General features: G+C 38.0%; 26 protein-coding genes and 1 tRNA gene. 20 read left to right on the top strand and 7 right to left on the bottom strand.

The window, feature by feature from the left end:
* Positions 1–7 precede the first annotated feature (7 nt).
* The 11 genes from rpsE (at position 8) to H4J38_RS09985 (ending at position 6,698) form a co-directional block, all read left to right on the top strand.
* Positions 8–517 (top strand): 30S ribosomal protein S5, encoded by a 510-nt coding sequence (rpsE, locus tag H4J38_RS10035; protein ID WP_146877772.1) that lies wholly within the window; start codon positions 8–10, stop codon positions 515–517.
* Between the two features lie 6 nt (positions 518–523).
* The gene (rpmD, locus tag H4J38_RS10030) at positions 524–703 is read left to right on the top strand and encodes a 50S ribosomal protein L30 (protein ID WP_077287469.1); all 180 of its coding nucleotides are present in this window, start codon (positions 524–526) and stop codon (positions 701–703) included.
* A 2-nt stretch (positions 704–705) separates the two neighbouring features.
* Complete coding sequence (gene rplO, locus H4J38_RS10025; protein ID WP_182131650.1) at positions 706–1,140, top strand: 50S ribosomal protein L15; 435 nt, start codon at positions 706–708, stop codon at positions 1,138–1,140.
* An 8-nt stretch (positions 1,141–1,148) separates the two neighbouring features.
* Positions 1,149–2,474, top strand: a complete 1,326-nt coding sequence (gene secY / locus H4J38_RS10020) for a preprotein translocase subunit SecY (protein ID WP_081179730.1) — start codon at positions 1,149–1,151, stop codon at positions 2,472–2,474.
* Positions 2,475–2,504: 30 nt separating this feature from the next.
* Positions 2,505–2,618, top strand: coding sequence for a 50S ribosomal protein L36 (gene rpmJ / locus H4J38_RS10015; protein WP_077287462.1), 114 nt, complete (start codon positions 2,505–2,507; stop codon positions 2,616–2,618).
* A 133-nt stretch (positions 2,619–2,751) separates the two neighbouring features.
* Positions 2,752–3,108 (top strand): 30S ribosomal protein S13, encoded by a 357-nt coding sequence (rpsM, locus tag H4J38_RS10010; protein ID WP_081151060.1) that lies wholly within the window; start codon positions 2,752–2,754, stop codon positions 3,106–3,108.
* A 13-nt stretch (positions 3,109–3,121) separates the two neighbouring features.
* Complete coding sequence (gene rpsK, locus H4J38_RS10005) at positions 3,122–3,511, top strand: 30S ribosomal protein S11 (RefSeq protein ID WP_076420861.1); 390 nt, start codon at positions 3,122–3,124, stop codon at positions 3,509–3,511.
* Positions 3,512–3,544: 33 nt separating this feature from the next.
* Entirely contained in the window at positions 3,545–4,165 is a 621-nt protein-coding gene (gene rpsD, locus H4J38_RS10000; RefSeq protein ID WP_081179731.1) for a 30S ribosomal protein S4, read from the top strand.
* A 24-nt stretch (positions 4,166–4,189) separates the two neighbouring features.
* Entirely contained in the window at positions 4,190–5,179 is a 990-nt protein-coding gene (locus H4J38_RS09995) for a DNA-directed RNA polymerase subunit alpha (RefSeq protein WP_182131649.1), read from the top strand.
* A 42-nt stretch (positions 5,180–5,221) separates the two neighbouring features.
* Positions 5,222–5,629, top strand: coding sequence for a 50S ribosomal protein L17 (gene rplQ, locus H4J38_RS09990; protein ID WP_081151062.1), 408 nt, complete (start codon positions 5,222–5,224; stop codon positions 5,627–5,629).
* Between the two features lie 169 nt (positions 5,630–5,798).
* The gene (locus tag H4J38_RS09985) at positions 5,799–6,698 is read left to right on the top strand and encodes a phosphoribulokinase (RefSeq protein ID WP_182131648.1); all 900 of its coding nucleotides are present in this window, start codon (positions 5,799–5,801) and stop codon (positions 6,696–6,698) included.
* A 295-nt stretch (positions 6,699–6,993) separates the two neighbouring features.
* Here the strand turns inward: H4J38_RS09985 and H4J38_RS09980 are convergent, their stop codons facing one another.
* Both H4J38_RS09980 and H4J38_RS09975 read right to left on the bottom strand, forming a co-directional pair.
* A complete protein-coding gene (locus tag H4J38_RS09980; RefSeq protein ID WP_182131647.1) occupies positions 6,994–7,398 on the bottom strand; it encodes an OsmC family protein in 405 nt (134 codons plus the stop codon).
* A gap of 191 nt (positions 7,399–7,589) precedes the next feature.
* Positions 7,590–7,666 (bottom strand) — tRNA-Arg (locus H4J38_RS09975).
* Between the two features lie 460 nt (positions 7,667–8,126).
* Here H4J38_RS09975 and H4J38_RS09970 point away from each other — a divergent pair.
* Genes H4J38_RS09970 through prsR form a run of 4 tightly spaced genes read left to right on the top strand, consistent with a single transcriptional unit; the run spans position 8,127 to position 15,593 of the window.
* Entirely contained in the window at positions 8,127–9,119 is a 993-nt protein-coding gene (locus tag H4J38_RS09970) for an efflux RND transporter periplasmic adaptor subunit (protein WP_182131646.1), read from the top strand.
* A gap of 5 nt (positions 9,120–9,124) precedes the next feature.
* Positions 9,125–12,169, top strand: a complete 3,045-nt coding sequence (locus tag H4J38_RS09965) for an efflux RND transporter permease subunit (protein WP_182131645.1) — start codon at positions 9,125–9,127, stop codon at positions 12,167–12,169.
* A gap of 3 nt (positions 12,170–12,172) precedes the next feature.
* Positions 12,173–14,230: an XrtA/PEP-CTERM system histidine kinase PrsK gene (gene prsK, locus H4J38_RS09960; RefSeq protein ID WP_182131644.1), complete on the top strand. Its 2,058-nt coding sequence runs from the start codon at positions 12,173–12,175 to the stop codon at positions 14,228–14,230.
* 13 nt (positions 14,231–14,243) lie between these two features.
* Positions 14,244–15,593: a PEP-CTERM-box response regulator transcription factor gene (gene prsR, locus H4J38_RS09955; RefSeq protein ID WP_182131643.1), complete on the top strand. Its 1,350-nt coding sequence runs from the start codon at positions 14,244–14,246 to the stop codon at positions 15,591–15,593.
* Between the two features lie 172 nt (positions 15,594–15,765).
* Here the strand turns inward: prsR and H4J38_RS09950 are convergent, their stop codons facing one another.
* The 5 genes from H4J38_RS09950 to H4J38_RS09930 are packed head-to-tail and all read right to left on the bottom strand — an operon-like array spanning position 15,766 to position 21,504.
* Positions 15,766–16,797, bottom strand: coding sequence for an XrtA/PEP-CTERM system-associated ATPase (locus H4J38_RS09950; RefSeq protein WP_182131642.1), 1,032 nt, complete (start codon positions 16,795–16,797; stop codon positions 15,766–15,768).
* Between the two features lie 4 nt (positions 16,798–16,801).
* The gene (locus H4J38_RS09945; RefSeq protein ID WP_182131641.1) at positions 16,802–18,427 is read right to left on the bottom strand and encodes a TIGR03016 family PEP-CTERM system-associated outer membrane protein; all 1,626 of its coding nucleotides are present in this window, start codon (positions 18,425–18,427) and stop codon (positions 16,802–16,804) included.
* On the bottom strand, positions 18,390–19,247 hold the full coding sequence (locus tag H4J38_RS09940) for an XrtA-associated tyrosine autokinase (RefSeq protein WP_182131640.1): 858 nt from the start codon (positions 19,245–19,247) through the stop codon (positions 18,390–18,392). The genes H4J38_RS09945 and H4J38_RS09940 overlap by 38 nt, the downstream gene beginning before the upstream one ends.
* Positions 19,248–19,250: 3 nt before the next feature.
* Positions 19,251–20,843 carry an XrtA system polysaccharide chain length determinant gene (locus H4J38_RS09935; RefSeq protein WP_182131639.1) on the bottom strand — a complete coding sequence of 531 codons (1,593 nt, stop codon included), beginning with the start codon at positions 20,841–20,843 and terminating at the stop codon, positions 19,251–19,253.
* A 37-nt stretch (positions 20,844–20,880) separates the two neighbouring features.
* Positions 20,881–21,504, bottom strand: coding sequence for an XrtA/PEP-CTERM system exopolysaccharide export protein (locus H4J38_RS09930; protein WP_220465504.1), 624 nt, complete (start codon positions 21,502–21,504; stop codon positions 20,881–20,883).
* A 240-nt stretch (positions 21,505–21,744) separates the two neighbouring features.
* Between H4J38_RS09930 and H4J38_RS09925 the strand changes: the two genes are divergently transcribed.
* The 5 genes from H4J38_RS09925 to H4J38_RS09905 are packed head-to-tail and all read left to right on the top strand — an operon-like array spanning position 21,745 to position 26,996.
* Positions 21,745–23,154 (top strand): TIGR03013 family XrtA/PEP-CTERM system glycosyltransferase, encoded by a 1,410-nt coding sequence (locus H4J38_RS09925; protein WP_182131637.1) that lies wholly within the window; start codon positions 21,745–21,747, stop codon positions 23,152–23,154.
* Entirely contained in the window at positions 23,154–23,672 is a 519-nt protein-coding gene (locus tag H4J38_RS09920; RefSeq protein WP_220465503.1) for a serine O-acetyltransferase, read from the top strand. Before H4J38_RS09925 ends, H4J38_RS09920 begins: the two co-directional genes overlap by 1 nt.
* Positions 23,672–24,853 (top strand): glycosyltransferase family 2 protein, encoded by a 1,182-nt coding sequence (locus tag H4J38_RS09915; protein ID WP_182131636.1) that lies wholly within the window; start codon positions 23,672–23,674, stop codon positions 24,851–24,853. Before H4J38_RS09920 ends, H4J38_RS09915 begins: the two co-directional genes overlap by 1 nt.
* Positions 24,850–26,013, top strand: coding sequence for a hypothetical protein (locus H4J38_RS09910; protein WP_182131635.1), 1,164 nt, complete (start codon positions 24,850–24,852; stop codon positions 26,011–26,013). Before H4J38_RS09915 ends, H4J38_RS09910 begins: the two co-directional genes overlap by 4 nt.
* A complete protein-coding gene (locus tag H4J38_RS09905; protein ID WP_182131634.1) occupies positions 26,013–26,996 on the top strand; it encodes a polysaccharide deacetylase family protein in 984 nt (327 codons plus the stop codon). The genes H4J38_RS09910 and H4J38_RS09905 overlap by 1 nt, the downstream gene beginning before the upstream one ends.

Here is a 26,996-nt window from a genome sequence, read left to right as displayed (position 1 = left end):
GTTGATAATGGCTAATCATAATCAAGAAAACTCACAACAAAGTGATATGGCTGAAAAGCTAATCGCAGTTAACCGCGTTTCAAAAGTGGTTAAAGGTGGTCGTATATTCAGTTTCACAGCACTAACCGTAGTTGGTGATGGCGCTGGTCGCGTTGGTTTTGGTTACGGTAAAGCACGTGAAGTGCCTGCTGCAATCCAAAAAGCAATGGAAAAAGCACGTCGTAACTTAGTAACCGTTGATTTGAAGGGTACTACTCTTCAGCATGTCATTATTGGCAAGCACTCTGGTTCAAAAGTTTACATGCAACCAGCTTCTGAAGGTACAGGCATAATCGCCGGTGGCGCTATGCGTGCAGTACTTGAAGTTGCAGGCGTACAGAACGTATTGTCAAAAGCATACGGTTCTACTAACCCAATAAACGTAGTTCGCGCTACTGTTTCTGCTCTTGCGAATATGCATTCGCCTGAAGCTGTTGCAGCAAAGCGTGGCAAAAGCGTTTCAGATATTCTGGGGTAATTGAGCATGGCTAAAACAGTTAGAATAACTCAGTTAAAAAGTTCTATCGGTCGTTTACCGAAGCATAGAGCTACATTAAAAGGTCTTGGTTTACGTCGTATTCGTCATACAGTAGAGTTAGAAGATACTCCATCTGTACGCGGTATGATTAATCAAGTATCTTATATGATTAAGGTGGAGGATTAATAATGCATTTAAATACTTTATCTCCTGCACCAGGTGCTAAGAAAGCCAAGAAACGCTGTGGGCGTGGTATTGGTTCTGGCATAGGTAAAACAGGCGGTCGTGGTCACAAAGGTCAGAAATCTCGTTCTGGCGGTAGTGTACGTCCTGGTTTCGAAGGTGGTCAAATGCCATTGAAACAACGTTTACCTAAGTTTGGTTTCACGTCACGTAAATCTTTAGTTCGCGCTGAAGTACGTTTACATGAACTAAACAACATCACAGGTGATGTTGTCGATATCTTTGCCCTTAAAGATGCTAACTTAATCACACGTAATATTGTGGCCGTGAAAATCATGCTTTCTGGTGATATCACTCGTCCAATTACCGTACGTGGTTTAGGTGTTACTAAAGGCGCACGTGCAGCTATTGAAGCTGCTGGCGGAAAAATCGAGGAATAGTACAGGTTATGGCTACACCAGGAATTGATAATAAAGCAAAGGGCGGATTGTCTGAGCTTAAACAAAGATTGTGGTTTGTATTCGGTGCACTTATTGTGCTTCGTTTGGGAACATTTGTGCCAATCCCTGGTATTGACGCCGCTGTATTAGCTCAGTTGTTCGAACAACAAAAGGGCACCATTGTAGAGATGTTTAACATGTTCTCTGGTGGTGCACTTGAGCGAGCCTCTGTATTGGCACTTGGTATTATGCCGTACATCTCAGCTTCAATCATTATGCAATTGCTTACGGTTATGCACCCGGCAATGGCAGAGTTGAAAAAAGAAGGTGAAGCTGGACGACGTAAGATCAGTCAATACACCCGCTACGGCACTTTAGTTCTAGCGACTGTACAATCAATTGCAATAGCAAGAAGTTTACCGGGGATGATGCCAGGTCTAGTAATGGACGCAGGTTTCGGATTCTACTTTGCTGCGGTAGTTAGTTTGGTTACTGGTACCATGTTTTTAATGTGGTTAGGTGAACAAATTACTGAACGTGGTATTGGTAACGGTATATCTATCTTGATATTCGCAGGTATAGTTGCTGGTATGCCGTCAGCTGTTGGTCAAACAGCAGAGGCGGCGCGTCAAGGTGAATTGCACTTATTGGTATTATTGCTAATTGGCGTAATTATATTTGCTACGACTTTCTTTGTAGTATTTGTGGAACGTGGTCAACGACGTATTGTTGTTAACTATGCTAAACGTCAGCAAGGCCGTAAGGTTTTCGCTGCCCAAAGCACGCATTTACCGCTAAAAGTCAATATGGCAGGTGTTATTCCACCAATTTTCGCCTCAAGTATTATCTTGTTTCCAGGCACGCTTGCGAGCTGGTTTGGTCAAGGTGAAGGTATGGTTGCTGATTTCCTACAAGAAGTATCAATTGCTATTTCTCCAGGACAGCCGCTATATGTAATGTTACTTGCAGCAGCGATAATATTTTTCTGTTTCTTTTACACGGCTCTTGTTTTCAATCCGCGTGAAACAGCAGATAACCTGAAAAAATCCGGTGCGTTTATTCCTGGGATCCGTCCTGGTGAACAAACGTCAAAATATATAGATAAAGTTATGACTCGCTTAACCTTAGCTGGTGCGATGTATATTACCTTTATCTGTTTGGTACCTCAGTTTATTATCATGGCATGGGACGTCAATTTTTACTTTGGCGGCACATCACTACTTATTATTGTAGTTGTGATAATGGACTTTATGGCACAAGTACAGACCCATTTGATGTCTCATCAATATGACAATGTACTTAAGAAAGCAAACCTTAAGGGCTATGGTCGTTAGACTGAGTCATTAGGTAACGGAGTATATAAAATGAAAGTACGTGCATCCGTAAAAAAGATTTGTCGTAACTGTAAAGTTGTTAAACGTGCTGGTGTTGTTCGTGTAATTTGCGAAGAGCCAAAGCATAAGCAACGTCAAGGCTAAATCTTTAAGCAGTAGCATTATACAGATAAGTCTGTATAATGCCGCTTCGATTTGCAAAGAAATGCGGCTGGTTGAGTATCCTAACGGGCTTTTCAACCGGTAAATTTTAATTTAAAAATAGGAGATGTGTTTAGTGGCCCGTATCGCTGGCATTAACATCCCTGATCGTAAGCATGCAGTAATCGCCATTACTGCGATCTTCGGTATCGGAGCAACACGTGCGAAAGCAATTTGTGTTGCAACTGGTATTGCAGAGTCAACTAAGATCAGTGAATTGGACGAAGCTCAAATTGATTTGCTTCGTGCAGAAGTGGATAAATACACCGTAGAAGGTGATTTACGCCGTGAAGTTTCAATGAACATTAAACGTCTTATGGACTTAGGTTGTTACCGTGGCATACGCCACCGTCGCAGTCTTCCATTACGTGGTCAACGCACTAAAACTAATGCGCGCACCCGTAAAGGTCCTCGTAAGCCAATTAAGAAGTAAGAGGAACTAAACAATGGCTAAAACACCTGTACGTACGCGTAAACGCGTAAAAAAACAAGTTGCTGACGGCATGGCTCATATCCATGCATCTTTCAACAACACAATCGTAACTCTTACAGATCGTCAAGGTAACGCCTTATCATGGGCGACTGCTGGTGGTTCAGGTTTCCGTGGTTCACGTAAATCTACTCCATTTGCTGCGCAAGTAGCTGCAGATCGTGCTGGTAAAGCTGCACAAGAGTTTGGCTTGAAGAATATTGAAGTGTTCGTTAAAGGTCCGGGTCCAGGTCGTGAATCTGCTATCCGTGCTTTAAATGCTGCTGGTTTTAAAATCACCAACATTACTGACGTTACACCAATTCCTCATAATGGTTGTCGTCCTCCTAAGAAACGTCGCGTTTAATCGTACTTTTTTTAGGATAGTTGGAGAAAGAAAATGGCTAGATATTTAGGTCCTAAGTTAAAGCTTAGTCGCCGCGAAGGTACAGATTTGTTCCTTAAAAGCGGTGTTAGAGCAATTGACACTAAATGTAAAATCGAAACAATACCAGGTCAACATGGCGCCCGTCGCGGTCGTTTATCAGACTACGGTATTCAACTTCGTGAAAAACAAAAAGTTCGTCGTATATATGGCGTACTAGAAAAACAATTCCGCAACTACTATAAAGAAGCGGCTCGTCTAAAAGGCAATACAGGTGAAAACTTGTTGCAACTTTTAGAGAAACGTCTTGATAACGTAGTATACCGTATGGGCTATGCAAGCACTCGTGCTGAAGCTCGTCAACTAGTTAGCCATAAAGCTATCGTAGTAAACGGTGTTGTTGTTAATATTCCATCTTTCACTGTTAAAGCCGAAGATGCAGTTTCTGTACGTGAAAAGTCTAAAACTCAAGCGCGTATTATCGCTGCTTTAGAATTAGCTGAGCAACGTGAGAAGCCAGTTTGGGTTGAAGTTGATAACAAGAAACTTGAAGGCGTTTTCAAACGTGTTCCTGATCGTTCTGACTTGTCTGCCGAAATTAATGAACAGTTGATTGTTGAACTTTACTCTAAGTAAAGTTGCACTTTAAGAGAGGACATAATGCAGGGTTCTGTAACCGAATTCCTTAGACCACGATTGGTTGGTATCGAAACTATTAGTGCTACTCGCGCTAAAGTAACTTTAGAGCCATTAGAGCGTGGTTTTGGTCACACTTTAGGTAATGCGTTACGCCGCATTCTTTTATCTTCAATGCCAGGTTGTGCTGTAACTGAAGTGGAAATTGACGGTGTACTTCATGAGTACAGCAGTAAAGAAGGTGTGCAAGAAGACATCATCGAAATACTGTTAAACCTTAAAGGATTAGCTATAAGTTTAGAAGGCAAAAATGAAGCCGTTCTTACTTTAACTAAGTCCGGTGAAGGCCCTGTAACGGCTGCCGATATCCAACATGATGGTGATGTAGAAATTGCAAATCCAGATCATGTAATCTGTCATTTGACAGGTGATGGCTCTATCAGTATGCGTATAAAGGTTGAAATGGGACGTGGTTATGTTCCTGCTTCAGCTCGACGTGATGCCGAGGAAGAAGATCGTGCAATTGGACGTTTGTTAGTTGATGCTTCATTCAGTCCAGTTGTAAGAATTGCCTATGATGTTGATTCTGCACGTGTTGAACAGCGTACAGATTTGGACAAACTGGTCTTAGACATGGAAACTAACGGAACGTTAGATCCTGAAGAAGCAATTCGTCGCGCTTCAACAATTTTAGCCGAACAGCTAGATGCGTTTGTAGAGCTTCGTGATGTGACTGAAGTTGAACCAAAAGAGGAAAAACCACTGTTTGATCCTATTTTGCTTCGTCCTGTTGATGACCTTGAACTTACTGTTCGTTCAGCAAATTGCCTAAAAGCAGAAGCAATTCAATATATTGGCGATTTAGTACAGCGTGCTGAAGTTGAGCTTCTTAAAACACCTAATTTAGGTAAGAAGTCTTTAACTGAAATCAAAGACGTTTTGGCGTCTCGTGGTTTGTCTCTAGGTATGCGCCTAGAAAACTGGCCACCTGAAAGCATAGCTGATAACGACTAAGTCGATCATCGTTTTTTTAATAGTTGAGAGAAGGATTAACTTATGCGCCATCGTAAAAGCGGTCGCCAGTTAAACCGTAATAGCAGTCATCGTAAAGCGATGTTCCGCAATATGGCAAGCTCTTTAGTGAAGCACGGTTTGATTAAAACGACTGTAGCTAAAGCTAAAGAACTACGTATGGTCGTAGAGCCATTGATTACATTGGCTAAGACCGACAGTGTTGCAAATCGCCGTTTAGCGTTTGCTCGTACACAAGATAAAGAAGTAGTAGGTATTTTATTCAACGAACTTGGTGCTCGTTACCAAGAACGTCCAGGTGGATACACTCGCATTTTAAAATGTGGTTTCCGTACTGGTGATAAAGCGCCTATGGCTTACGTTGAACTTGTAGACCGCCCAGCAGTTGAAGAAGCCGCTGAAGTAGTTGAAGAAGTTAACGCAGAAGCATAATTTAGTACTTGTACTAAATTTATTCTGAATATATTGAAAGCGGAGCTTAGGCTCCGCTTTTTTTTGCTCTAAAATTACGATTTGTGAAATAAGAAGATTAGCGAAAAGCTTGACCCTTCTGGTAATACCTCGTATAACAATTGTCCATCTAAAATAAGGCTTAACTATCATGTCGTCACGTAATCCTATTATTGCAGTTACTGGCTCTTCGGGAGCAGGCACTTCTACGACAACAGAATCGTTCGAGCATATATTTCGTTCATTGGGTGTAACATCAGCAACGGTTGAGGGCGACAGTTTCCATCGCTATTCGCGACAAGAAATGGATATGGAAAAGCGAAAAGCTAAAGAACAGCAACTTAAAATAAGTTACTTTGGTGATGCGGCAAATGATTTCGATGCCTTAGAGAAGTTATTTAAAGATTATTCTGCAACAGGTAAAGGCAAAATGCGCCGTTACTTGCACACGTTCGATGAAGCTGTGCCTTATAACCAAATGCCGGGCACTTTCACGCCTTGGGAGGAATTGGGTGACGGTACTGACCTATTGTTCTATGAAGGACTGCATGGTGGCGTTGTTACCGAAAAGAACGATGTTGCTAAGCATGTTGATCTACTTATTGGTATGGTGCCGATTGTAAACCTAGAGTGGATACAAAAAATAATACGCGATACTGATAAACGTGGTCATAGCCGAGAGGCTGTAACACAAAGCATTGTGCGGAGTATGGAAGATTATATATCCTTTATAACGCCCCAGTTTTCACGTACGCATATCAATTTTCAGCGCGTTCCCACCGTTGATACCTCAAATCCTTTCAGCGCTAAAGCGATACCTACTTTAGATGAGAGTTTTGTTGTGATTCGTTGTCGCGAATCTAGTCAACTAGATTTTCCCTATTATTTAAGTATGATCGATGGTTCATTTATGTCTCGAATAAATACTCTGGTTGTTCCTGGCGGAAAGATGGGTCTTGCGATGGAGTTACTACTGACACCCATGATTAAAGATTTAATGCTCAGAAAAAATGAAGCAAACAAGCAACTTGATTGGATGAGTGATCTATAGCTGCAGAACAAGGTTATTTATTGATTTAACCTTTACTCTTCCTGCCTTTCTTCTTGTGAATTTTTTTACTAGCAGGAAACCATGGGAAAACTGAGTAGAGATTTAAAAAGTTTTACGGGCAAGCTTTACTTATAAAAAGTCGATTAATTCAGGCCTGTATGCAAATGTCGTTATTTTGATATTACCTGCTCAATACAAAAGCAGGATTAGTTTCAGCATCACAATACAAAACGTTTAAAGCCCGGTAAGGACAAACAGAAAGTTACACCCAGTCGCCTGAATGACAACAAAATAGTTATATTTCTATAATCTCAAAGTCATGACTAATTTTTACAGACTTATTAAGCATTAAAGCCACAGAGCAATATTTATCAGCAGATAAACTCACAGCTCGTTCAACATGTTTAGCACTAATATCAGTGCCTTCTATAACAAAATGTAAGTGTATATCTGAAAATAATTTTGGCACAGAATCAACGCGTTTAGCTTCAATCTCTACATTACAGCCTTTAATATTTTGGCGAGCTTTTTCTAGTATGCTAACCACATCAACTGAAGAACAGCCACCTAAAGATATTAATACACTTTCTAATGGACTTGGAGCCAAGGCACCAGCGTTTGCATCTAGTACAATCGTGTGGCCACTTTCAGACGTACCCAAAAACATTTCTTCGCCGATCCATTTTACTTGTGCTTTCATTAACATATTCCCTAAGTTTCTAATTGAATAGGATATTAGCTATTTATAACAGCTTTAGCTAGTGGCCCCGTTGAAGTTTGTTGTATTTATAGCAGGTTATTTTTGATGAGTTTAAACTTTAAAGAGTATGAAAACTGATAATAATTGCGATTAAAGATCAAAATTTTAATGTAAGCTTATTAAAGAAAAGGTGGCCCACCCGACAGGAATTGAACCTGTGACCGCACGCTTCGGAGGCGTGTACTCTATCCAGCTGAGCTACGGGTGGTTATTGATTTTAATACAAATTGTAGCGTTAATTAACTGTCATTAACAAACAACGGTAATTTATATAAGTGCAAACTTAATTAATATAAGAATATAACTTAGATTTTACTAAGCAATGTTCCATCCATAAAGTATCGCGCTTTCTAGCAGAACTATACATATATTGAAAAGGTTTAAGCGCGGCAAATACTATAGATTATCAATGTTTATGTCTACAAAATTACAGGATTTATTACTGAGAAGAGCAGTAGGTTATAAATTTTATATAATTATCTGTAAATGTGTCTTAATTCCTTTGTTTAACAATAAGTTTAAGCTGTTCATTCAGGCTAACCACCTGCGAGTTATATTAATTTATTGTCAGTGTAATTAGGGAAAAAGATGTACTTTCGTCATGAAGATGCCTAAAGTAAAGGCTATAATATCTTTTATCTCAACACCCTATAAGTAAGCGCTTGGCTATGAAACTATTCTCGATTATATTTACCTTATTACTTATCTTATTGACTGCACCATCTCAGGGTCAGTCATACGATACAGAACTTATTAGCGCTGAACTTTACAGTGAGACTATACAGCGCACTGGGAAACTAGATTTTAAGCGCACCTTGAGTCTTGCTTTTAAAAGTAGTGGCTACTTAACATTACTGAGTGTCGAAGAGGGCGAGCTGTTTAATAAAGGACAATTGCTCGCATCACTTGATATAACTGAATTAAAAGAGCAAAAAAATTCCAATTTCGCACAATTGACACAAGCAAAGCGTGAAGTGGAGCGTATAAGTCAATTAATGGAAAGTAAACTTGCGTCAGAGCGCCAGATGGATACCGCAATAACACAAGTAGAAACCACACGTGCAGCCTACCAAGTTTCGTATTACAATTTACAAAAAGCTCAAATATATGCACCTTTTTCAGGGGTTGTTCTAGCCCGTGATACTGAGCTTGGCGAATTACAAAGTCCTGGACAGCAAGTACTCAAAGTCGCAAAGCTTGACTGGATCATTAAAGTTGCATTAACAGGGCAAGAAGTAAGTCAAGTCCGCTTAGATCAAAAGGTTAGAGTGTCTTTAAGTCATATAGGTATTGTTGAAGGCATTATTAGCAAAATTCCCGCCATTGCTAGTGCAGATAGTAACTTATTTACAATTGAGGTATCGCTACCGAAAAGTAAAATAACTGCAGGTATGATAGCGGGTCAATTGGCAGGTGTTAACATTGCATTTGACAGTGACAAATTTGTTTATCGTCTTCCAATAGCAGCATTGGTTGCTGTTGATGATGATGGCAAGGCCATTGTAATTGCGCAATCATTTGATAATTCAGATTTTACACAACACAGTTTCGAAGTATTTCAGTTAGACAACGATTATATTTACTTAAAGGCTAATCGTAATGACGAACCTTTAAACATAATCACTAAAGGTTGGCAAAATTACTCAGTGGGTGGGAATTAGTCATTATGCATCTCCCTCGCATTGCAATAAAAAATGCTCAGTTTACGTTTACTATTGTTGTTCTCTTAGTGCTTGTTGGCATTGTTTCATATTTTCAAATGCCTCGTTCTGAAGACCCTCAATTTGATATTCCCATTACCTTACTTGAAATTATTTATCCAGGTGCGTCACCTACCGATATTGAAACATTAGTCGTTGATCCACTCGAAGAAGAATTTGCAGATATTGAAGGGATTAAAAAAGTTGAATCGCAAATTAAAAATGGTGGGGCTCGCATCGAAGTCACATTCTTATATGGTAGTGATCCCAATGCCGCTTACAACGAAGTTAAACAAGCCGTATCAACCGTAAAACCTACATTGCCTGAAGGCGTTCAAGATGTATTAGTTTTAAAAGCGACACCGACTAGTGTGGCTATTATTCAGTTAGCACTTTGGAGTGAAACAACTGACTATAAAAATATGGAGTTTCATGCCAAGCAGCTTGAAAAACGTTTAGAAGCTATTGAAGCCGTAAAAAAAGCTGATATTTGGGGTTATCCAACGCAAGTTGTAGCCGTAGATTTAAACCTTGCGATGCTAGAACACTATGGTATTAGCATTCAAACCATTAATAGCTTGCTACAAAAACGAGCGATTAACATCACACCAGGATTTGTTGACGCTAATACCCGTCGATTTAATGTTAAAACAAGTGGTAACTTTCAACACATTGACGAACTTAACAATACCGTAGTTTTCTCCAATGAAAGTGCTGTAATTCGTTTAAAAGATGTTGCACATGTCGCTTTTTCTAACAGAGAGCCTAGCTACCTAGCTTACTACGATGGTAAGGCGGTTATATTTTTAACGGTCGAACAAAGAATGAATACCAATATATTTGGCCTTACCCAAGCGATTGATGCTGAAATTCTAGCTTTTAAACAGACGCTGCCTGACAATATTAAAATTGCCACCCTTTTTAAACAATCTGACGGTGTTGAAAATCGAGTAAACGGCTTTTTTGATAACTTATGGCAAGGCTTAGTACTTGTGGGATTAATGTCGCTAATATTTCTAGGCTTACGCGAAGCTATTGTCGTTATTATTGCCATCCCGTTATCTTTTTTAATTGCCATTGGTTGGCTAGACTTTGCTGGCTTTGGCTTACAGCAAATGTCTATTGTTGGGTTAATTATTGCGTTAGGTTTATTAGTTGATAATGCCATTGTGGTAACAGAGAGCATTCATCGAGAAAAGAAAAATTCAGTCACTTTAGCAGAGGCCTCGGCATCTGGCACCAGTAAAGTCGGTTGGGCCATTACTAGTGGTACAGTAACCACCATGTTGGCATTTTTACCTATGCTTATGTTAGCTAGCGATACAGGTGATTTTGTGCGCTCTATGCCTGTAACTGTTGTGCTAGTACTGTTGGCATCTTTGTTAATAGCACTAACACTCACGCCATTGCTTGCCAGTAAATTTTTCAGCCAAAAGCCGAGTAAAGTTAAAGCGCTGCAACACTATGCCAATATATTTGCTGAGCGTTATTATGTTCGATGGCTTGGCCGTTTAATGAGTGCAAAACTTGTCATGTTAGTACTCGCCTTTATCGCCTTGTTTGTAATGGCATCTCTCTTTGGGCAGGTAGGCGTAAGTTTATTCCCTAAAGCTGAGAAATCAATGTTGTTAATTGACGTTGAAACACCGGCTAATTCTTCATTAGATTATACCAATAAGGTCATGCACTCGATGACAGACTTTATTGAAGCTCAGTCCTATGTTGATAAAATAGCGCTCAATGTTGGTAACTCTAATCCCCGTATTTATTACAACGAAATACCTAAACGTGGTGTGTCAAGTTATGGTCAGCTGCTGTTGGTATTGAAAGCATACGACGAAAAAGAAGTTAATGCGTTAGTTGCCGCGTTACGAGACGAGTTCTCAGCTTGGCATCAAGCAAAAATTACCGTTAAAGAATTTACTCAAGGACCAGTGACTGACCAACCTATTACCGTTAGATTGATCAGCGAGTCGTTATCTGACCTTGAGCGTGTTGCCGCAGATTTACAAACCAAAATAGCATCAATACCTGGGGCGATAAATCTCGACAATCCTATTGGTATTGCTAATACCGAACTCGCATTAGCGATAGATTACGATAAAGCTGCCCTGTCAGGAATAGACATAAATCAGTTAGACAACAGCATACAAACCGCACTTTCAGGCACATTTATTGGTCAATTTAATGATGTTAATGGTGAAAACTATCCTATATTAGTGCGTCGCCCCAAAAGTGGCTTAACTGGATTATCCGATATAACGATTGTTAATCAACAAGGCGAAAATATTCCTATAGGGCAGTTTGTAGAGATAAAGCTGCAGAAAGGGCGGACAGACTTTTTCCATTATCAAAAACTACGAATGGCACGGGTATCAGCAGACGCTGGCCAAGGCTATTCTGTGCAAAAAATAACAAGTGAGGTGGTTAATTACCTTGATAACACCTCATTGCCAACAGGCATGTATTACATTTTAGGTGGAGAAGAAGAATCTCGACAAGAGTCGTTCGCAGGGCTGTCGCAAATAATGCTGATAACGGCGATTGGTATTTTTGCAATTTTAGTTCTGCAATTTAAATCATTCTTACAGCCGTTAATCATTTTTACTTCAATACCTTTCGCTATGGCTGGCGCAATATTTGGCTTATATTTAACGGGCCTATCATTTTCTATGATGGCTTTTATTGGTTTAATTAGTCTGTTTGGTATTGTGGTCAATAATGCCATTATTCTGATCGACACAACTAATCGAAATTTAGAGGCGGGACTAGATAAAAAACAAGCTATTTTATCCGCCAGCTCCACACGCTTTACCCCAATATTGTTAACAACAATTACAACTATCGGTGGCTTACTGCCATTAACGCTTTTTGGTGGTAGCTTATGGCAACCGTTAGGTGTGGTTATTATTTCTGGCTTATGTATCTCGGCTCTCGCGAGTTTTATTATTGTGCCAATTCTCACTGAATTATTTACAAAAGTTAATCCAGATAGAAGCATAAAAGAATAAATTATGGATTTTATTGGCTTAATAGGTTTCTCTTTAGCAGTTGTAGTATATGTATTATTTACACTACTTATAATTGCTGCCCGAAATCGTAGCTTAGTCGCACGAGCGGTATTATTTTGTACCTTAGTAACTTTAACTAGTAATTTAATCGCTGCCCTGCAAATTAAATTAGGTTACAGCCTGCAATGGGCGATGTTAGCTGATGGCTTTAAAATTGGCTGTTGGTCGCTATTAATTATTCTTTTTAATACTGAACATCGTAACTTTAAAGCATTGGTCAGTAATTACTATGTTCGCCAGTATGTTGGTGTTTGGTCATTGCTGATGCTAGGTTGTTGGTTAGCCAGTTACTGGTTAGATTACGCCTACGAATACATATTCCTGCTCTTTATTGTACTTAATTTATGGATGTTGGTGTTGCTTGAGCAACTTTACCGTAATGCAAATCTACAAGCGCGCTGGGCTATTTGGCCGTTAGTTATTGCACTTGCGAGTGTCGCAATTTTTGATTTTGTCATGTATGCACAAGCAACTATGGTTGATGGTATCGATTTTGACTTTTGGTTTAGTCGGGGTTACTTAGCGCTATTCGTTGCGCCACTTATATTGGTTAGTATCCGCCGGATTAAAAATGGCGAAGTACGTATTTTTGTCTCACGCAACGTTGTTTTCTATAGCTCAATGCTGATGATAGCAGGTGCTTACTTACTGTTAATGTCCTTTGCAGGTTACGTTATAAATTACATAGGTGGCGAGTGGGGCGATTTAGTCAGCATTGGATTTTTAATGCTCAGTGGCATTGTACTTGTTGCTTTACTTATTACAGAGTCTTTACGCCGTCGTGTGAAAGTTTTTATTGCGAAAAACTTTTTTGCCAATAAATACGAATATCGTGATGAGTGGTTAAACCTAATTGAAAAAATTGAAACCACTAGCGGTGAAAGCCATTATCAAATGGCAACACAAATTATGATGTCTAAAGTTGAAGCCTCTCGTGGTGCGATAATTAAAAAGTTTTCCAACCAACATTATCAGCTTCAATACAGCAATGGGCTTGAAATCAACGAAGAGATTGAAGAGCAGTTATTAGAAGTAGGGCTATTCTGTCAAAAAAAAGGTTGGATCGTAGATGTTAATGAGTACGAAGCATCTCCTTTGCTTTATCCAGAACTAACACTAGATATAGCGCTTTGTCGTACCAAAAACATTCAAATTATAGTGCCTATATTTATCGGCAAAGCATTTTATGGGTTATTTTTGCTTGCAGATGAAAAAGAACTCAAACGCCTAAATTGGGAAGACCGAGATTTACTCTTTGCTATATCTAAACAGCTGGGTAATTTTGTTTCACTCTATGAAGCGACAGATAAGTTAAGCGAATCAAAGCAGTTTGACGCCTTTAATCGTATGTCAGCATTTTTGGTACACGACTTAAAAAATGTCCAAGCACAATTAGCATTAATTACCGCAAATGCCGAAAAACATCGTAACAATCCTGAATTTGTTGATGATGTGTTTGAAACCGTTGAGTCAGCCACTCAAAGACTAGAAAAAGTATTGTCTCAACTTAGAAAAAAACAAGGCGAACAGTCTTCATTTAGCCAATCAAACTTGGGCGAAATAATTAAAAAAGTGATCTTGCAGTGCAATTTACGTGCACCACAGGTTGAATTTGAACAGCAAGGCAACTGTATTACCTTTATCGATAGCGATTCTTTTCAATCGGTTATCCACCATTTAATACAAAATGCTCAAGAAGCAACAGCCAGTGATGGCTGGATAAAAGTATCCCTTATCGAGAAAAAACGCATCATTAGATTAATTATTTCAGACAATGGCTGTGGCATGAGTGAAGAATTTATCAAAAACCGATTATTTCGACCTTTTGACACTACCAAAGGCAATGCAGGTATGGGTATTGGTGTATTCGAAGCCAAACAATTCTTTGAAAACATGGCAGGCATAATTAAAGTTACAAGCACGCCTAAACAAGGTACAGTTTTTACTATTGATCTGCCATTAAGAGCAGCAGGCGCAAACAGCGGTCAAGATTTACTATAAGGGTTAAATCATTATGGAAAAGTTGTTAATCGTAGATGACGATAAAGGTATCCAAAAACAATTAAAATGGAGCTTATCTGATTACGATGTTGTACTCGCTGGTGATCGTGAAAGTGCGGTTGCTGCGGTTCGTCGTTATGAACCTAAAGTTGTTACCTTAGACTTAGGTCTTCCACCAGATGAGGCAAATGCCTCAGAAGGATTAGCTGCATTGCAGGAGATTTTGACTATTGCGCCACATACTAAAGTAATAGTAATAACAGGCAATGACGACAGAACCAATGCCTTGGCGGCGATTGCTGCGGGCGCGTACGACTTTTACCAAAAACCTATAGAAACTGACGTTATTAATGTCATAGTTGCTCGTGCATTTAGTGTCGCTGAAATTGAAGAAGAAAATCGCAAAATGCGTGCTGTTGGCGGCAGTGACATTGGCATTATCGGCAACAGCGAAAGTATTGAGCGCCTGCGCATGATGGTAAAGCGCATTGCCCCAACGTCAATTACAGCTTTACTGTTGGGAGAAAGTGGCACAGGTAAAGAAGTAACGGCTAATGCCGTACATTTAGCTAGCGATCGTAAAAACAAACCATTTATTGCGATAAATTGTGCTTCTATTCCTGAAACCTTATTAGAAAGCGAACTGTTTGGATTCGAAAAAGGCGCTTTTACTGGCGCTCACCGTACTACGAAAGGAAAAATTGAATGTGCAGAAGGTGGAACACTATTTCTCGATGAAATTGGTGATATGCCTTATAGCTTGCAAGCAAAATTGCTAAGGTTCTTGCAGGAAAAAAGTATTGAGCGCCTTGGCGGGCGACAAGAAATTGTAGTCGATGTAAGAGTCGTCTGCGCAACCAATCAAAATCTTGAACAGATGGTTGCTGATAAAACCTTTCGTGAAGATTTATTTTACCGTGTTAGTGAAATCACCTTAAATATTCCGCCATTACGAGATCGAGATGAAGACGTTATAATCCTTTCACAGTACTTTTTGCAACATTATGCCATTGAGTATAAGCGAAACGTTAAAAGCTTCTCTGAGGACGCATTAAGTGCAATTAAAGGGCATAAGTGGCCCGGTAATATACGAGAGCTACAAAACAAGGTGAAAAGTTCGGTTATTATGACCACAGGCACACAAGTAACAGCAATAGATTTAGGCTTCTTTGATCATCAAGATAAAAGTTTTGAACTTTCATTAAATTTACGCGTAGTGCGTGAGCAAGCTGAATCAATCGCCATTCAAAAGGCCTATGCGTTATCTGATGGCAATATGTCTAAAGCAGCCGATTTGCTAGGGGTAACTAGACCTACTTTATACTCATTAATAGAAAAGTATGAATTAAATATTAATGAGTAAACATTAAGTGTGCGCTCGATAAAAAATAAAACCGCCCAAAAGGCGGTTTTTAATTTAAGCAATATAGGATTAAGTTAGGTTTATTCCTGGTGAAGTTTTCACTTGTAGGTTGGGCTTGAATCCGTCATTTGTTTAGCGGGAAATTACCTGAAGGCTATCACCATAAAGCCCGTTATTTTTCAGTACTCTCGTCTGTATCTGTGTAAACACGGCTTTTATGTTTTAGCATTTTATCAACATAACGGGCCATTTTAATTTTCTGTTTTATATTACCTTCCAGTATTTCTTCTACTTCGCGTAATATTTCTCTAATGCTTTCAACTTTTTCTGACGAATTTACTACAACTTGGTTTGGCTCAGTACTAGCAAGCTCTACCGTATTTAAAGAGCCGGTAAGTTCAACTTCCATTTCTTCTGCAACTTCATTAATTGCGTCAGAGTCGATACTTTTAAGTTCTTCTAAAAAGCCAAACAAGAGTAATCTATCGACAAATATATTTATCTTTCGCGGAACTCCCAGCGTTTTCTCATGGATGAGGTCAAAGGCAGCATTTGAAAATAAATCGTCTTTAATACAACCGGCCTGATGTAACCTATGATTTATGTACTCTTTTACTTCTTCTTTTGACAACGGTTTTAAATGTGCTGAAGCGATAATACGTTGGCGAAATTGCTCCATATTAGGTGCTTGTATAATACCTTTGAGTTCTTCTTGACCAAGTAAAAAACTCTGAATTAAAGGCTTATTATCAAGCTGGAAATTAGACAGCATACGCAACTCTTCCACAGTTTCACTAGGTAGGTTTTGCGCTTCATCAACAATTAATAAAGCTCTTTTTCCTTGTTGATGTAATTGAATAAGAAACTTTTCAATACCTTGAAGTAAATCAGCTTTGCTATTGCCAACAACAGTGATATTAAATTCTGAAACAACTAATTCGAGTAACTCTTGAGGATTAAGTTTAGTCGTAACAAGCTGTGCAGCTACAATGCTTTTGTCGCCTAAGTTATTTAATAAATTACGCGCGATAGTGGTTTTTCCAGTACCTATTGGTCCCGTTACAACTATAAAACCTTCACCTTGATCTAAGCCATACTGGAGATACGACAAAGCGCGTTGGTGATGGCTAGAGGCGAAAAAAAATCTGGGATCTGGGCTTAATTGAAACGGTCTTTCTTTAAAGCCATAATAACTTTCATACATACTACTAGAAACCTTTGGTAATTTTGGCGCTTACGCGACCTTCTTCGTAATTTAACAGAGTGTTTTCCGAACTTCGGTTCAAATAACTCAATGCTAAATCAAAAGACAATGCACTATTTAATGATTTTTCGTAGCTTAGTTTGTAACTACGGTATCTATCGGTACGCTCTAACTCAGTATCAATCTGCAAGTTTGTTTCAGTATACGATAAATTGAAACTGACACTAGAGCGGCCACTAACTTTACGCTTTACGTTTAAACTTGTTTCACTCTGTTCGTCTTCAATAAAGCTGTCAAGGTTTTCTCGATTTTGCTTATTAGCAGTAAAATTAATCGTAGTTCGTGGCAGCTCTAATACTGAACTCCAGCTTAAAGTTTTATTAAGCGAAAAAACGTTATCTTCAACTAAAGTAAAGTCTTGAATCGGAAATATTTGAAAACCCGGATTGCCTGGTTCATTAGGATTATCAGGAAAAATGGTTGCACCATCATTAAGAATACACTCATCGATTGACGTAACGGTATTGCTTGGGCAAAAATAAAAGCCAACAATGTTTGCGACAAAATTATTACGGGTAAAAGTCTGAACATCTTCAACATAGCTAATACTGTTTTTTAAACGCCTATTTCTATGGGTAAAGTCAAATCCATAGCTATTACCATAAAAACGCTCAGAAAGGTTTGCTGAAAGCTTGGTGCGAGGTGAAGGTTGCCATTGAATCACAGCGTTAACATATTCTTTTTGCTCATCGCCATCAATATCCAATTTATTGCCAATCGGCTTGTTATATGAAACATCTAAGCGCAGTCGCGGTGAAATTAGCCAGCGAAGACCTAAGCCGTAAGAACTTGACTCTATTGAACGACTACTATTATTAATATCACCACTATTGTCTTCATCATAGTAACGAAGAAACGGATTAAGATTAAAGTCAGATATTAAGCCTATTTTAACTTCACTTTGACTTTGTGTACCTTGTTGTTCTTTATTTTTTAATTCTTGATAATTATGCTCTATTTCCCAAAATGCATGTCGAGCGCCAGTACCATTCGTACTCATGAGTTGGACAAGCACACCCTCTCGGTTGCCGATGTTATCTTCTGAGTTAGTTTGTCGATAACCAATCGAAGAATTTAAAACGAAAGCACTATTTTTTATATTATATTCAATGCCACCGTTATAGGTTTCAACTTGAATTGTATCGGCTGATACAATATCAGCTAAGGCATTTCTACTGCTATTACGAGACTGATTGGATATGTTGAGACCGCCGAACAGTGTAATACCGTTTGGCCAAAGCTGCAGCCGTAAATCACTGGACACCGTATGGTAGTCATTATCAAGATCATGGTCATGGCTATATAAAGCATAAGAACTTTGCGACGAAAAATTAAATTCAGCCTGCTGTGCTTTATAAGTAGCATCAATGTTTAGCCCAGTTTGAGTTACCAAACTGGATTGTTCATTGCTCGCTGTTAAACCAACATTGTCAGAGTAGGTTTCATCAATGTTAATGCTGGGATGAAACTGCCAATCGCCAGCAAAAGCGAAATTAGTAGAGCAAAGCAATGCAAAATAAACAGCACTTAGTTTAGTTTTTTGTGCCATACCCATAGCCGTAATAGCCATACAAATCCTTATGAGATCTTATTGCTTTATTAAGTACTAGCCCCAAAGCTAAATCTTCGTTGAGGTGACGAGTTGCGGCCTGAACATCTGCAATAGAAGTCTTTGATTCCTCAACTACAATGATTGCTTGCCCCATTAAACTTGCTAATACCATTGTCTCCGTCACGCCAATCAATGGTGGGCAATCAAAAATAACAATTCGATCGGGATAACGATTAGCTAACTCATTGGCCAATGTTGTCATTTTCTCACTGGCTAATAATTCGTTAGATAAATGATGAGGCTTCCCAGCGGGTATTAATTTTAGTTTATCAATATCTGTGTTGTAAATTATATCGCTTACTTGTTCAGATTTACCTAATAAATAGTCGATAATGCCTGGATTTTCTCCAACCCCTAACTCACGAGCAACACTAGGTCGCAGAACGTCGGCATCAATAAGCAGTACCGTTTTATCTTGCTCAAGCGCGATACTTAAGGCTAAGTTAATCGCGACAAAAGTTTTGCCCTCATTTGGCTTCGCGCTACTCACCATAATTAAATTGCTATGGTGAAGTGTTTTTGAAGCATTACCAAAAGCGTTATTCAGTAATTTACGCTTAATTTGACGGAACTCGTCTTTAATACTCTTTCGGGTACCGTTATCTATTAAATAACCACGCTCTGCTAAGCTTATTTTATCAAGTGCCAATAAATCTTTTGTAATTACGTCAGCGGTATTGTCGGTACTTTCTTCTGGCAGAGAATGTTGTTGAACCTCAACTGAGGTTTTAGTCTGTTTTTGTTGCTGTTTTGCTAGCGCTTTCTCGATGATACTCATAAATTATAAAATCCCTCGGAACGGCGCTAATATAGCATTGGGCGCTATGGCATAAAGTATAAAAAATGTCAGTAAAATTAATAACACGCTATTAGAAATAATAAAAATCAGGGTTTTTCGCTTGTGCCAGCGCTGCAAACCAAGGTTATCTGTGGCAGAAACAATGCCAAAAACAGGAATGCCGGTAAGTTTTGATACCTGGCTACTCGAAGTAACCACCGGGTTAATTTGACTAAATAACAGTGACAAACCAACACCTACACCAAAAGCAAATATAGTTGAGCCAATTAAAAATAGAATACGCTTTGGTCCAACTGGCTCTGTTGAAGCTCTTGGTGGATCGATAACCCTAAATTGAATTGGATTGGTTGATTCATCTGCTTGTTGTGCTAGTTGAGCTGTTTCCTGACGATTTAGTAACTCTTCATATTTACTTTTAGTAATTTCATAACCACGATTCAATGAGGTTAACTCAGCTTCAATCTCTGGCAAAATATGAATTTTACTTTCAAGTTCTTTAACTTGCTGACGGTAATCGATAGCCCGTACATTTGTCGAAGCAACTAGATTTTCTAATTGATTTACTTGAATTTGTAATTGTTGAATAACAGGGTTTTGGCTAGTAGAAAGTTTATTGCTATCACCACTGTTAGTAGCATTCAAATATTCATCAATTTCTTTACTACGTTGGTTATTTAAATGCTCAAGTCTGCGATTAACTTCTTTTACATCCGGGTGCATTTCAGTGTAACGTAATTGTAGTGAATCTAAGGTGGCTTCTAACTCAGATATACGGTCATCGTATGTGGTTTGAATACTATTAGAATTCATAATGTTGTTTTGGGCATTTTCATTACTAGAAGGTGAAGAGCTCAATTGGGCTTTTGCTGACTTTAATTGAGTTTGTTGTTCTAGTAAATTTAACTCTGTAATTTTTAATTGCTCTTTTACAATATTTAATTTTTGATAAAAACCACCATATTGGTCAGGTAATACACCGCTATATTTTTGTTTAAAATCAGTTAATCTAGCCTCATCAGATAATAAACGATTTTCATAATCTTTTATCTGAGTGCCTAAAAATTTCTGTGCAGTGTTTGAATCGCTGCGATTCTCACCTAAGGTGTTTTCAATAAATACTGTTAGTGCAGAATTGACCACATTTTTCGCCATTTCTGGATCTTTATGTTGATATGTAATAGTAAAAATATTTTCATTTCGACCACCAGTTTTTTTAATATCAATAGTAGTTTTTAGATTCTCGATTAATTCTTCATAAGCTGCAGGTGTATTGGCTTGCACATCTAGATCTGTCATACGCGTAATTCGCTCCAAGTTAGGGCGACTTAATAGCGTTTTAATCATTAAACGAATTTGTACTTCTGGATTGGTTTCAACCGTTAGGCCTTTTAACAATGGACCAAGAATCGACTGGGTGTCGGCGTAAATACGCGCATCAGACTCATACACATTATCGAGTTGGGAAATAAAAACCCAAGCAAATGGGCATATTAGCCAAGTTGAAATAATAATAAAGCGGCGCTTAAGCCAGATGCCTTTAAGATAATCTACAATTTGTTCTATAATTTCTTGCATTCCTGACCTCTAAAACAGGTAAATAAATCTATTGCGTTTAAAACCATGTTTCAGGTATTACAATAATATCGCCAGGTAATACATCAACGTTAGCTAATATTTCCCCATTTTTTATTAAGTCTTCAATAAATATGTCGTATTGTTTTTGTTCACCGTTCTCTATTCGCACTAATATTGCGCCGTTACCATTAGCGAACTCTGTTAAACCGCCAACACGTATCATAACGTCTAATAAAGTCATGTGTTGAATATAGTTAACTGATTGGGGTTGAGCTGCTTCACCAATAATACGAATTTGTTCACTAAAGGGGCCAACAAAATTATTTACCGTTACAGTAACTACTGGTTCACGCAAATAAGTTGCCAATATTTCTTCAATTGAGCGTGCAAGTTCTGTCGGCGTTTTTCCAGATACAGGGATATCTTCCACCAATGATGTAGTAATCATACCATCGGGGCGCACTACAAACGTGCCAGAAACTTCAGGGTTGCGCCAAACAAAAATATTGACTACGTCGCCAGCACCTATTAAATATTTGTATGAATCTACATCAACAGTATTTGACTGATGAAGCTTAGCAGTAGGTAATGTAGGTGAACTACATCCAGTTACAATGTAACCCAGAGCAAGAAATAAAATCGCTTTTAATGTATTAGTCATGCGTGTTTCCATGGTATTAACCTTATTATTTACAACTGTTTTTTATATAAGCTACCAGATTGTATTTGATTTTTACATCTGATGCACATTATTTAATTTCTGTAAATAGATTGTAATTGTAGTATTTTAAATAGTCTAATGTTTACATTTAGCAGTGAATCAATTCTAATATACAGCTAAAAAATTAAAAGTATCCAATACTGGTTTATTTTTCTCACTAGAAAGGAACTTTCTAACCTTATGTCTAGCCCTAAATTTCGTGATTTATCTGCGGGTAGTAAGTCTTTAGTATTAATCGAATTTGTCTGTTTTGCTGGCGCACTTATGCTTAGCTTGTACTTTAATGGATTATTTCATTTTGTTGCTCATAAAACGCAAGACATCGCGATCAATATTTTGTTTATCCACGCGGTCGTTTTTGCGTTAATTGTACAGCTATCTTGCTTGGCAATGGGGCTTTATGACTCAAAGCTAAGAGAAAACTTGCGCGGAGTGTTCAGACGATTACTGGTGTCGGTAGCTATCGGGTTTTTTATTGTTTCTTTGCTTAACCCATTCTATGGTAAAGGCGCATTAGCAATTGAATTGCTTGCTACGGCATCTTTAATAAGTTTATTTATAGTGAGTGGTGTTCGGTATTTTACCCTGCAAATCGACTTTTTCGGTTTTAATAAGCGAAATATCCTAGTGCTAGGCGCCGGCGAGCGTGCTTCAATTATAGAAAAGCGTATGCGTCGCGATGTTGACCGCCAAGGTTTTTTTATGCATGGTTTTGTTGTTATGAATGGCGATGCTGACCATGGCATTGTTAATGAAAATAGAATCAACTTAGACAGTTCATTAGTAAATTACGCCTTAGAGCATCAAATTGATGAAATTGTTGTCGCCAATGACGAACGTCGAGAAAACCTACCTGTAGATGAGCTCTTTGCCTGTAAAATCAGGGGAGTTGAAATAACTGAAATTCTCGACTTTATAGAACGTGAAACCGGGCAAATTGCAGTTAACTTAATTTATCCAAGTTGGGTTATATATTCTAATGGCTTTGCATCTGCTAACCATCTACGTAACACCCTAGACTGGATTTTTAATGCCACTATGGGCTTTTTCTTATTTCTATTTACTTGGCCCGTAATGCTTATTACCGCGCTTTTAATTAAACTTGAAGATGGCATCAAAGCGCCTATTTTCTATTCTCAAGAACGTGTCGGTTTAGACGGTCAAGCTTTTAATATTGTTAAATTTAGAAGTATGCGAATCGACGCAGAAAAAAATGGCGCGCAAATGGCTTCGAAAGATGATGATAGAACAACTCGAATTGGCAAAGCTATTCGAAAATATCGCATTGACGAATTACCACAAATTTATAATGTAATGATGGGTGATATGGGTTTTGTTGGCCCTCGACCTGAGCGTCCAGAATTTGTTCAGCAATTAATCAAAAACATTCCTTATTATAACGAACGCCATAATGTTAAACCTGGTTTAACCGGCTGGGCTCAACTTAAGTACCCATATGGTGCCACAGAAAAAGACTCTTTAGAAAAGCTAAAATACGATTTGTATTACATTAAACATCGCAGCTTTATGTTGGATTTATTGATTTTAATCCGCACTGTTGAAATTGTGTTATTTGGCAAGGGTCGATAATGAGTATTTTGACACTGATTAAGCTCGACTTTAAAAGAAAACGTGAAATATTTTTAGACGACGGTTCAAACTTATCTGTTTTAAGAATGCTTTTTACCGATGGTACAAGTGCAAACATCTTTTATCGATTAGCCAGTAGTTGTAGTAAGCACAAAATATTGTCTCCATTAGCGTTGATTTTTCAGCACATAAATCGGATTTATAATGGTTGTACCATAGGTGTGAAGTCATCTGCAGGTGCAGGTTTTGTCCTTATGCATCCCGTAGGTGTTGTTATTAACTCAAGTGTTAAAATGGGGCGGAATATTACCATTGAAAGTGGTGTTGTTATAGGTGCCGAAAAAGGTTTGTCGCCTGAATTGGGTAATGATGTATTTATTGGTGCTGGTGCTAAGGTTATTGGTAAAGTAATTATTGGTGATAACGTAAAAATTGGTGCTAACGCTGTTGTAGTTAAAGATGTGCCAAGTAACTGTACCGCTTTAGGTGTTCCAGCTACCGCGAGGCTTAACAAATAATGAATACAATAGAGTTATTATTTGTCCTTTCAATATTTATCATTTTATATACTTATATTTTGTATCCACTGCTTTTAATTATCATCAGTGGCGTTATTCAAGTGTGCAAGGACACAGCTTTCGTTTTCAATAAAGCAGAACGTAGAACTAAATTTACTTCATTACCAGAAGTGACCATTATCATTGCGGCTTACAATGAAGAAAAATGTATTGAAGATCGTATTAATAACTTACTAGCCTTAGATTACCCGAAGGAAAAAATTACATTTTTAATTGGTTCTGATGGCAGTACCGATCAAACTAATGATGTTTTAAATACATTTGACCACCCAAACTTAAGTATTCATTGTTTTGAACAGAACCGCGGAAAAATAAATGTTTTAAATGATTTAATGACCAAAGTTGAGTCACCTTTTACTATTTTTTCTGATGCAAACACAATGTTTAATACTGATGCTATACAACATTTAGTTTCACATTTTGAAACTGAAAAAATAGGTGCTGTTTGTGGAGAGCTACATCTAATTGACCCATTTTCCGGTGATAATAAAGACAATCTATATTGGAAATATGAACAAGCTTTAAAATTTCATGAATCAAGGCTAAATGCATTGTTAGGTGCAAATGGTGCAATTTACGCGATCAGAACAGAAACCTACATACCATTACCAACTAATACCATTATTGATGACTTTTGTATTGTGATGAATATCGCACAACAAGGTTATACAGTTTTATATGCCCCAGAAGCAAAAGCTATCGAAGAAATAGCACCAGACCTTGCCGAAGAATCGTCTAGAAGAGTAAGAATTGGTGCAGGGAATTATCAAGCAATGATGAGACTTGGTTGGTTATTAAACCCGTTACAAGGCTATCGCTTTTTCTCCTATTTAAGCCATAAAGTACTAAGGTGGTTTGTGCCACATTTTATGGTGCTGGCTTTTATTTGTAATTTAATACTAGCGGTAGATCATGAACTGTATCTTTATGCATTACTTTTACAGATTACTTTTTATTTATTAGCTATTGTAGGTTTGAAAATAAAATCAGGTAATGGAATACATATTAAACTGCTACAGCTTATTGCCTTTTTTGTTTCAATGAACTTCTCTCTACTAAGAGGGTTTCTTAAATTTTTAAATAAAAACCTATCCGCTACTTGGGAGAGTACATCCAGATGATCATAGCGTTGCTTTTATCACTCTTTATTGTTGGAGCTTTTATCTTCGTTGTTCGCAAAAAAGAGATGCAAACATGGCTACCAACTTATGTAAAACAAGGTTTATTTCCAAATAAAAAGTTTGATGGGCCTAAGCACATCATGTTTTGTTTTGTCGACCATTACGAGCCTCAATGGATGAATAAAGACAATATAAACCTTGAGCGCGAAAGAGTGGACCGTTGGATGACAGACTATCCAATAATGGCGGCAAGATATACGGACGCGGATGGATACCATCCTAAACATTCATTTTTCTTCCCTGAGGAAGAGTACAGAAAAGAGCACTTAGATAAGCTTTCGGACTTATGTGCTAGAGGGTTTGGTGAAATCGAAATTCACCTTCATCATGAAAATGATACTAGTGATAATCTTAGAACAACTTTAACTAATTTTGCGGAACTGTTGTACAAAGACCACGGAGCATTAAGTTTAGATCCAGAAACAGGCAAGCCTACTTATGCTTTTATTCACGGCAATTGGGCGCTAGATAATTCGCATGCACATGGGCATTGGTGTGGGGTTAATGACGAACTTATTATATTAAAAGAAACGGGATGTTACGCCGACTATACTTTCCCTTCGCCAGATACCACGCAACCTGCGATGGTAAATTGTATTTATTACGCGAAAGATGATCCATTAAAGCCAAAATCATACAATACAGGCCGAAAAGTTAAAAAAGGTGGCAGTACATGGGGAGATTTAATGATCGTCCAAGGTGTGCTCAAATTAAATTGGAAAAATAGAAAGTTTGGTGTAATTCCAAAAATAGAACAATCAGATGTTAGAAATACCCTTCCTCCGAGTAAAGAAAGAGTTGATATGTGGGTTGATCAAGCAATCCATATTGATAACAGACCCGATTGGATTTTTATAAAAGTGCATACGCATGGCACTCAAGAAGCTTCTATGGAAACATTATTAGGGCAGCCTATTAATGAAATGCATCAGCATTTGAATGAAAAATATAATGACGGAAAAAACTACTTTTTACATTATGTAAGTTCACGCGAAATGTACAATATCATTAAAGCTGCAGAAGATTGTAAAAAAGGTAACCCTAATGACTATCGTGATTTTATAATACCTAAGCCAGACTTTAAAAGGAGTCAGCTTTAATGCTTACAAAGGTATTGAGAAGGCTTGAACGCTATATTGGAGTCGATGCTATTAGATGGGCAAATATTTCTGATGGTATATATAGCTTTAATTTTCACAGAATTGGTGATTGGAAGGAAACACGTTTTGACCCTTGTGTTTTTTCATGTAATCCAAAGCAATTAGATGAGTTTATAGTTTTCTTTAAACAAGAATTTGACATAATTTCTATTGCAGAAGCGGTTGAACTTGTAAAAAAACATCCTGAAAAAATTCATGGCAAATATTTAATCATTACTTTTGATGATGGCTACAAAGATAATTACACCGAAGCCTTTCCAATTTTAAAGCGTCATAATGTACCCGCATGTTTTTTTATCGCGACAAGCTTAATTGGTGATAAAAAATTACCTTGGTGGGATCGAATTGCCTACAACTATAAGAAAAATAAATTTAAAACACTTAAATTATCTAGTTGGAATGAAGCCGTCACATATAATGGTGATGAACGTGAATTTGTCCGCAGCATGTTAGCGGCTGCAAAAGTTAGTCAAGTACCTATTGAAGAGCAATTAAATGAATTGGAGACTTTGTTCCCAATAGATGGTGAGATACCAACACAAGAATTTATGGCTTGGGAAGATTTAGCTGAAATGATCGAACACGGAATGGATGTTGGCGCGCATTCACATAATCATGAAATATTAGCAAACCTCACTCAAGAAGACATAATATTTGAGTTAACGCATTCTAAAATGCTCATAGAAAAACACTTAGCCTATAAAGTTAACTCTTTTTCCTATCCTGTTGGTAGTCAGGGGACTTACAATGAACAAGTTACTACCGCTTTAGCAAACTGTGGCTATGATATAGCGTTTAATTTTCAGCCTGGCATAAATGTAAACATTGAAGCAAATAAATATGATTTAAGGCGCTTTTCTATCGAACCTTCAACGTCCATTAGTACACTAAAAAACACCTTAGGTTACGCTAAAATATACTGA

The organism is Colwellia sp. BRX10-3 (genome assembly GCF_014077505.1).
Lineage (GTDB): Bacteria > Pseudomonadota > Gammaproteobacteria > Enterobacterales > Alteromonadaceae > Cognaticolwellia.
Note: the sequence above shows the minus strand (reverse complement) of the source record. Positions and strands in the feature narration are given on the sequence as shown.

Excerpts from the sequence above, each read along its gene's own strand:
- rpsE (WP_146877772.1), top strand. The coding sequence starts at position 8 with ATGGCTAATCATAATCAAGAAAACTCACAACAAAGTGATATGGCTGAA.
- rpmD (WP_077287469.1), top strand. The coding sequence starts at position 524 with ATGGCTAAAACAGTTAGAATAACTCAGTTAAAAAGTTCTATCGGTCGT.
- rplO (WP_182131650.1), top strand. The coding sequence starts at position 706 with ATGCATTTAAATACTTTATCTCCTGCACCAGGTGCTAAGAAAGCCAAG.
- secY (WP_081179730.1), top strand. The coding sequence starts at position 1,149 with ATGGCTACACCAGGAATTGATAATAAAGCAAAGGGCGGATTGTCTGAG.
- rpmJ (WP_077287462.1), top strand. The coding sequence starts at position 2,505 with ATGAAAGTACGTGCATCCGTAAAAAAGATTTGTCGTAACTGTAAAGTT.
- rpsK (WP_076420861.1), top strand. The coding sequence starts at position 3,122 with ATGGCTAAAACACCTGTACGTACGCGTAAACGCGTAAAAAAACAAGTT.
- rpsD (WP_081179731.1), top strand. The coding sequence starts at position 3,545 with ATGGCTAGATATTTAGGTCCTAAGTTAAAGCTTAGTCGCCGCGAAGGT.
- H4J38_RS09995 (WP_182131649.1), top strand. The coding sequence starts at position 4,190 with ATGCAGGGTTCTGTAACCGAATTCCTTAGACCACGATTGGTTGGTATC.
- rplQ (WP_081151062.1), top strand. The coding sequence starts at position 5,222 with ATGCGCCATCGTAAAAGCGGTCGCCAGTTAAACCGTAATAGCAGTCAT.
- H4J38_RS09985 (WP_182131648.1), top strand. The coding sequence starts at position 5,799 with ATGTCGTCACGTAATCCTATTATTGCAGTTACTGGCTCTTCGGGAGCA.
- H4J38_RS09980 (WP_182131647.1), bottom strand. The coding sequence starts at position 7,398 with ATGAAAGCACAAGTAAAATGGATCGGCGAAGAAATGTTTTTGGGTACG.
- H4J38_RS09970 (WP_182131646.1), top strand. The coding sequence starts at position 8,127 with ATGAAACTATTCTCGATTATATTTACCTTATTACTTATCTTATTGACT.
- H4J38_RS09965 (WP_182131645.1), top strand. The coding sequence starts at position 9,125 with ATGCATCTCCCTCGCATTGCAATAAAAAATGCTCAGTTTACGTTTACT.
- prsK (WP_182131644.1), top strand. The coding sequence starts at position 12,173 with ATGGATTTTATTGGCTTAATAGGTTTCTCTTTAGCAGTTGTAGTATAT.
- prsR (WP_182131643.1), top strand. The coding sequence starts at position 14,244 with ATGGAAAAGTTGTTAATCGTAGATGACGATAAAGGTATCCAAAAACAA.
- H4J38_RS09950 (WP_182131642.1), bottom strand. The coding sequence starts at position 16,797 with ATGTATGAAAGTTATTATGGCTTTAAAGAAAGACCGTTTCAATTAAGC.
- H4J38_RS09945 (WP_182131641.1), bottom strand. The coding sequence starts at position 18,427 with ATGGCTATTACGGCTATGGGTATGGCACAAAAAACTAAACTAAGTGCT.
- H4J38_RS09940 (WP_182131640.1), bottom strand. The coding sequence starts at position 19,247 with ATGAGTATCATCGAGAAAGCGCTAGCAAAACAGCAACAAAAACAGACT.
- H4J38_RS09935 (WP_182131639.1), bottom strand. The coding sequence starts at position 20,843 with ATGCAAGAAATTATAGAACAAATTGTAGATTATCTTAAAGGCATCTGG.
- H4J38_RS09930 (WP_220465504.1), bottom strand. The coding sequence starts at position 21,504 with ATGACTAATACATTAAAAGCGATTTTATTTCTTGCTCTGGGTTACATT.
- H4J38_RS09925 (WP_182131637.1), top strand. The coding sequence starts at position 21,745 with ATGTCTAGCCCTAAATTTCGTGATTTATCTGCGGGTAGTAAGTCTTTA.
- H4J38_RS09920 (WP_220465503.1), top strand. The coding sequence starts at position 23,154 with ATGAGTATTTTGACACTGATTAAGCTCGACTTTAAAAGAAAACGTGAA.
- H4J38_RS09915 (WP_182131636.1), top strand. The coding sequence starts at position 23,672 with ATGAATACAATAGAGTTATTATTTGTCCTTTCAATATTTATCATTTTA.
- H4J38_RS09910 (WP_182131635.1), top strand. The coding sequence starts at position 24,850 with ATGATCATAGCGTTGCTTTTATCACTCTTTATTGTTGGAGCTTTTATC.
- H4J38_RS09905 (WP_182131634.1), top strand. The coding sequence starts at position 26,013 with ATGCTTACAAAGGTATTGAGAAGGCTTGAACGCTATATTGGAGTCGAT.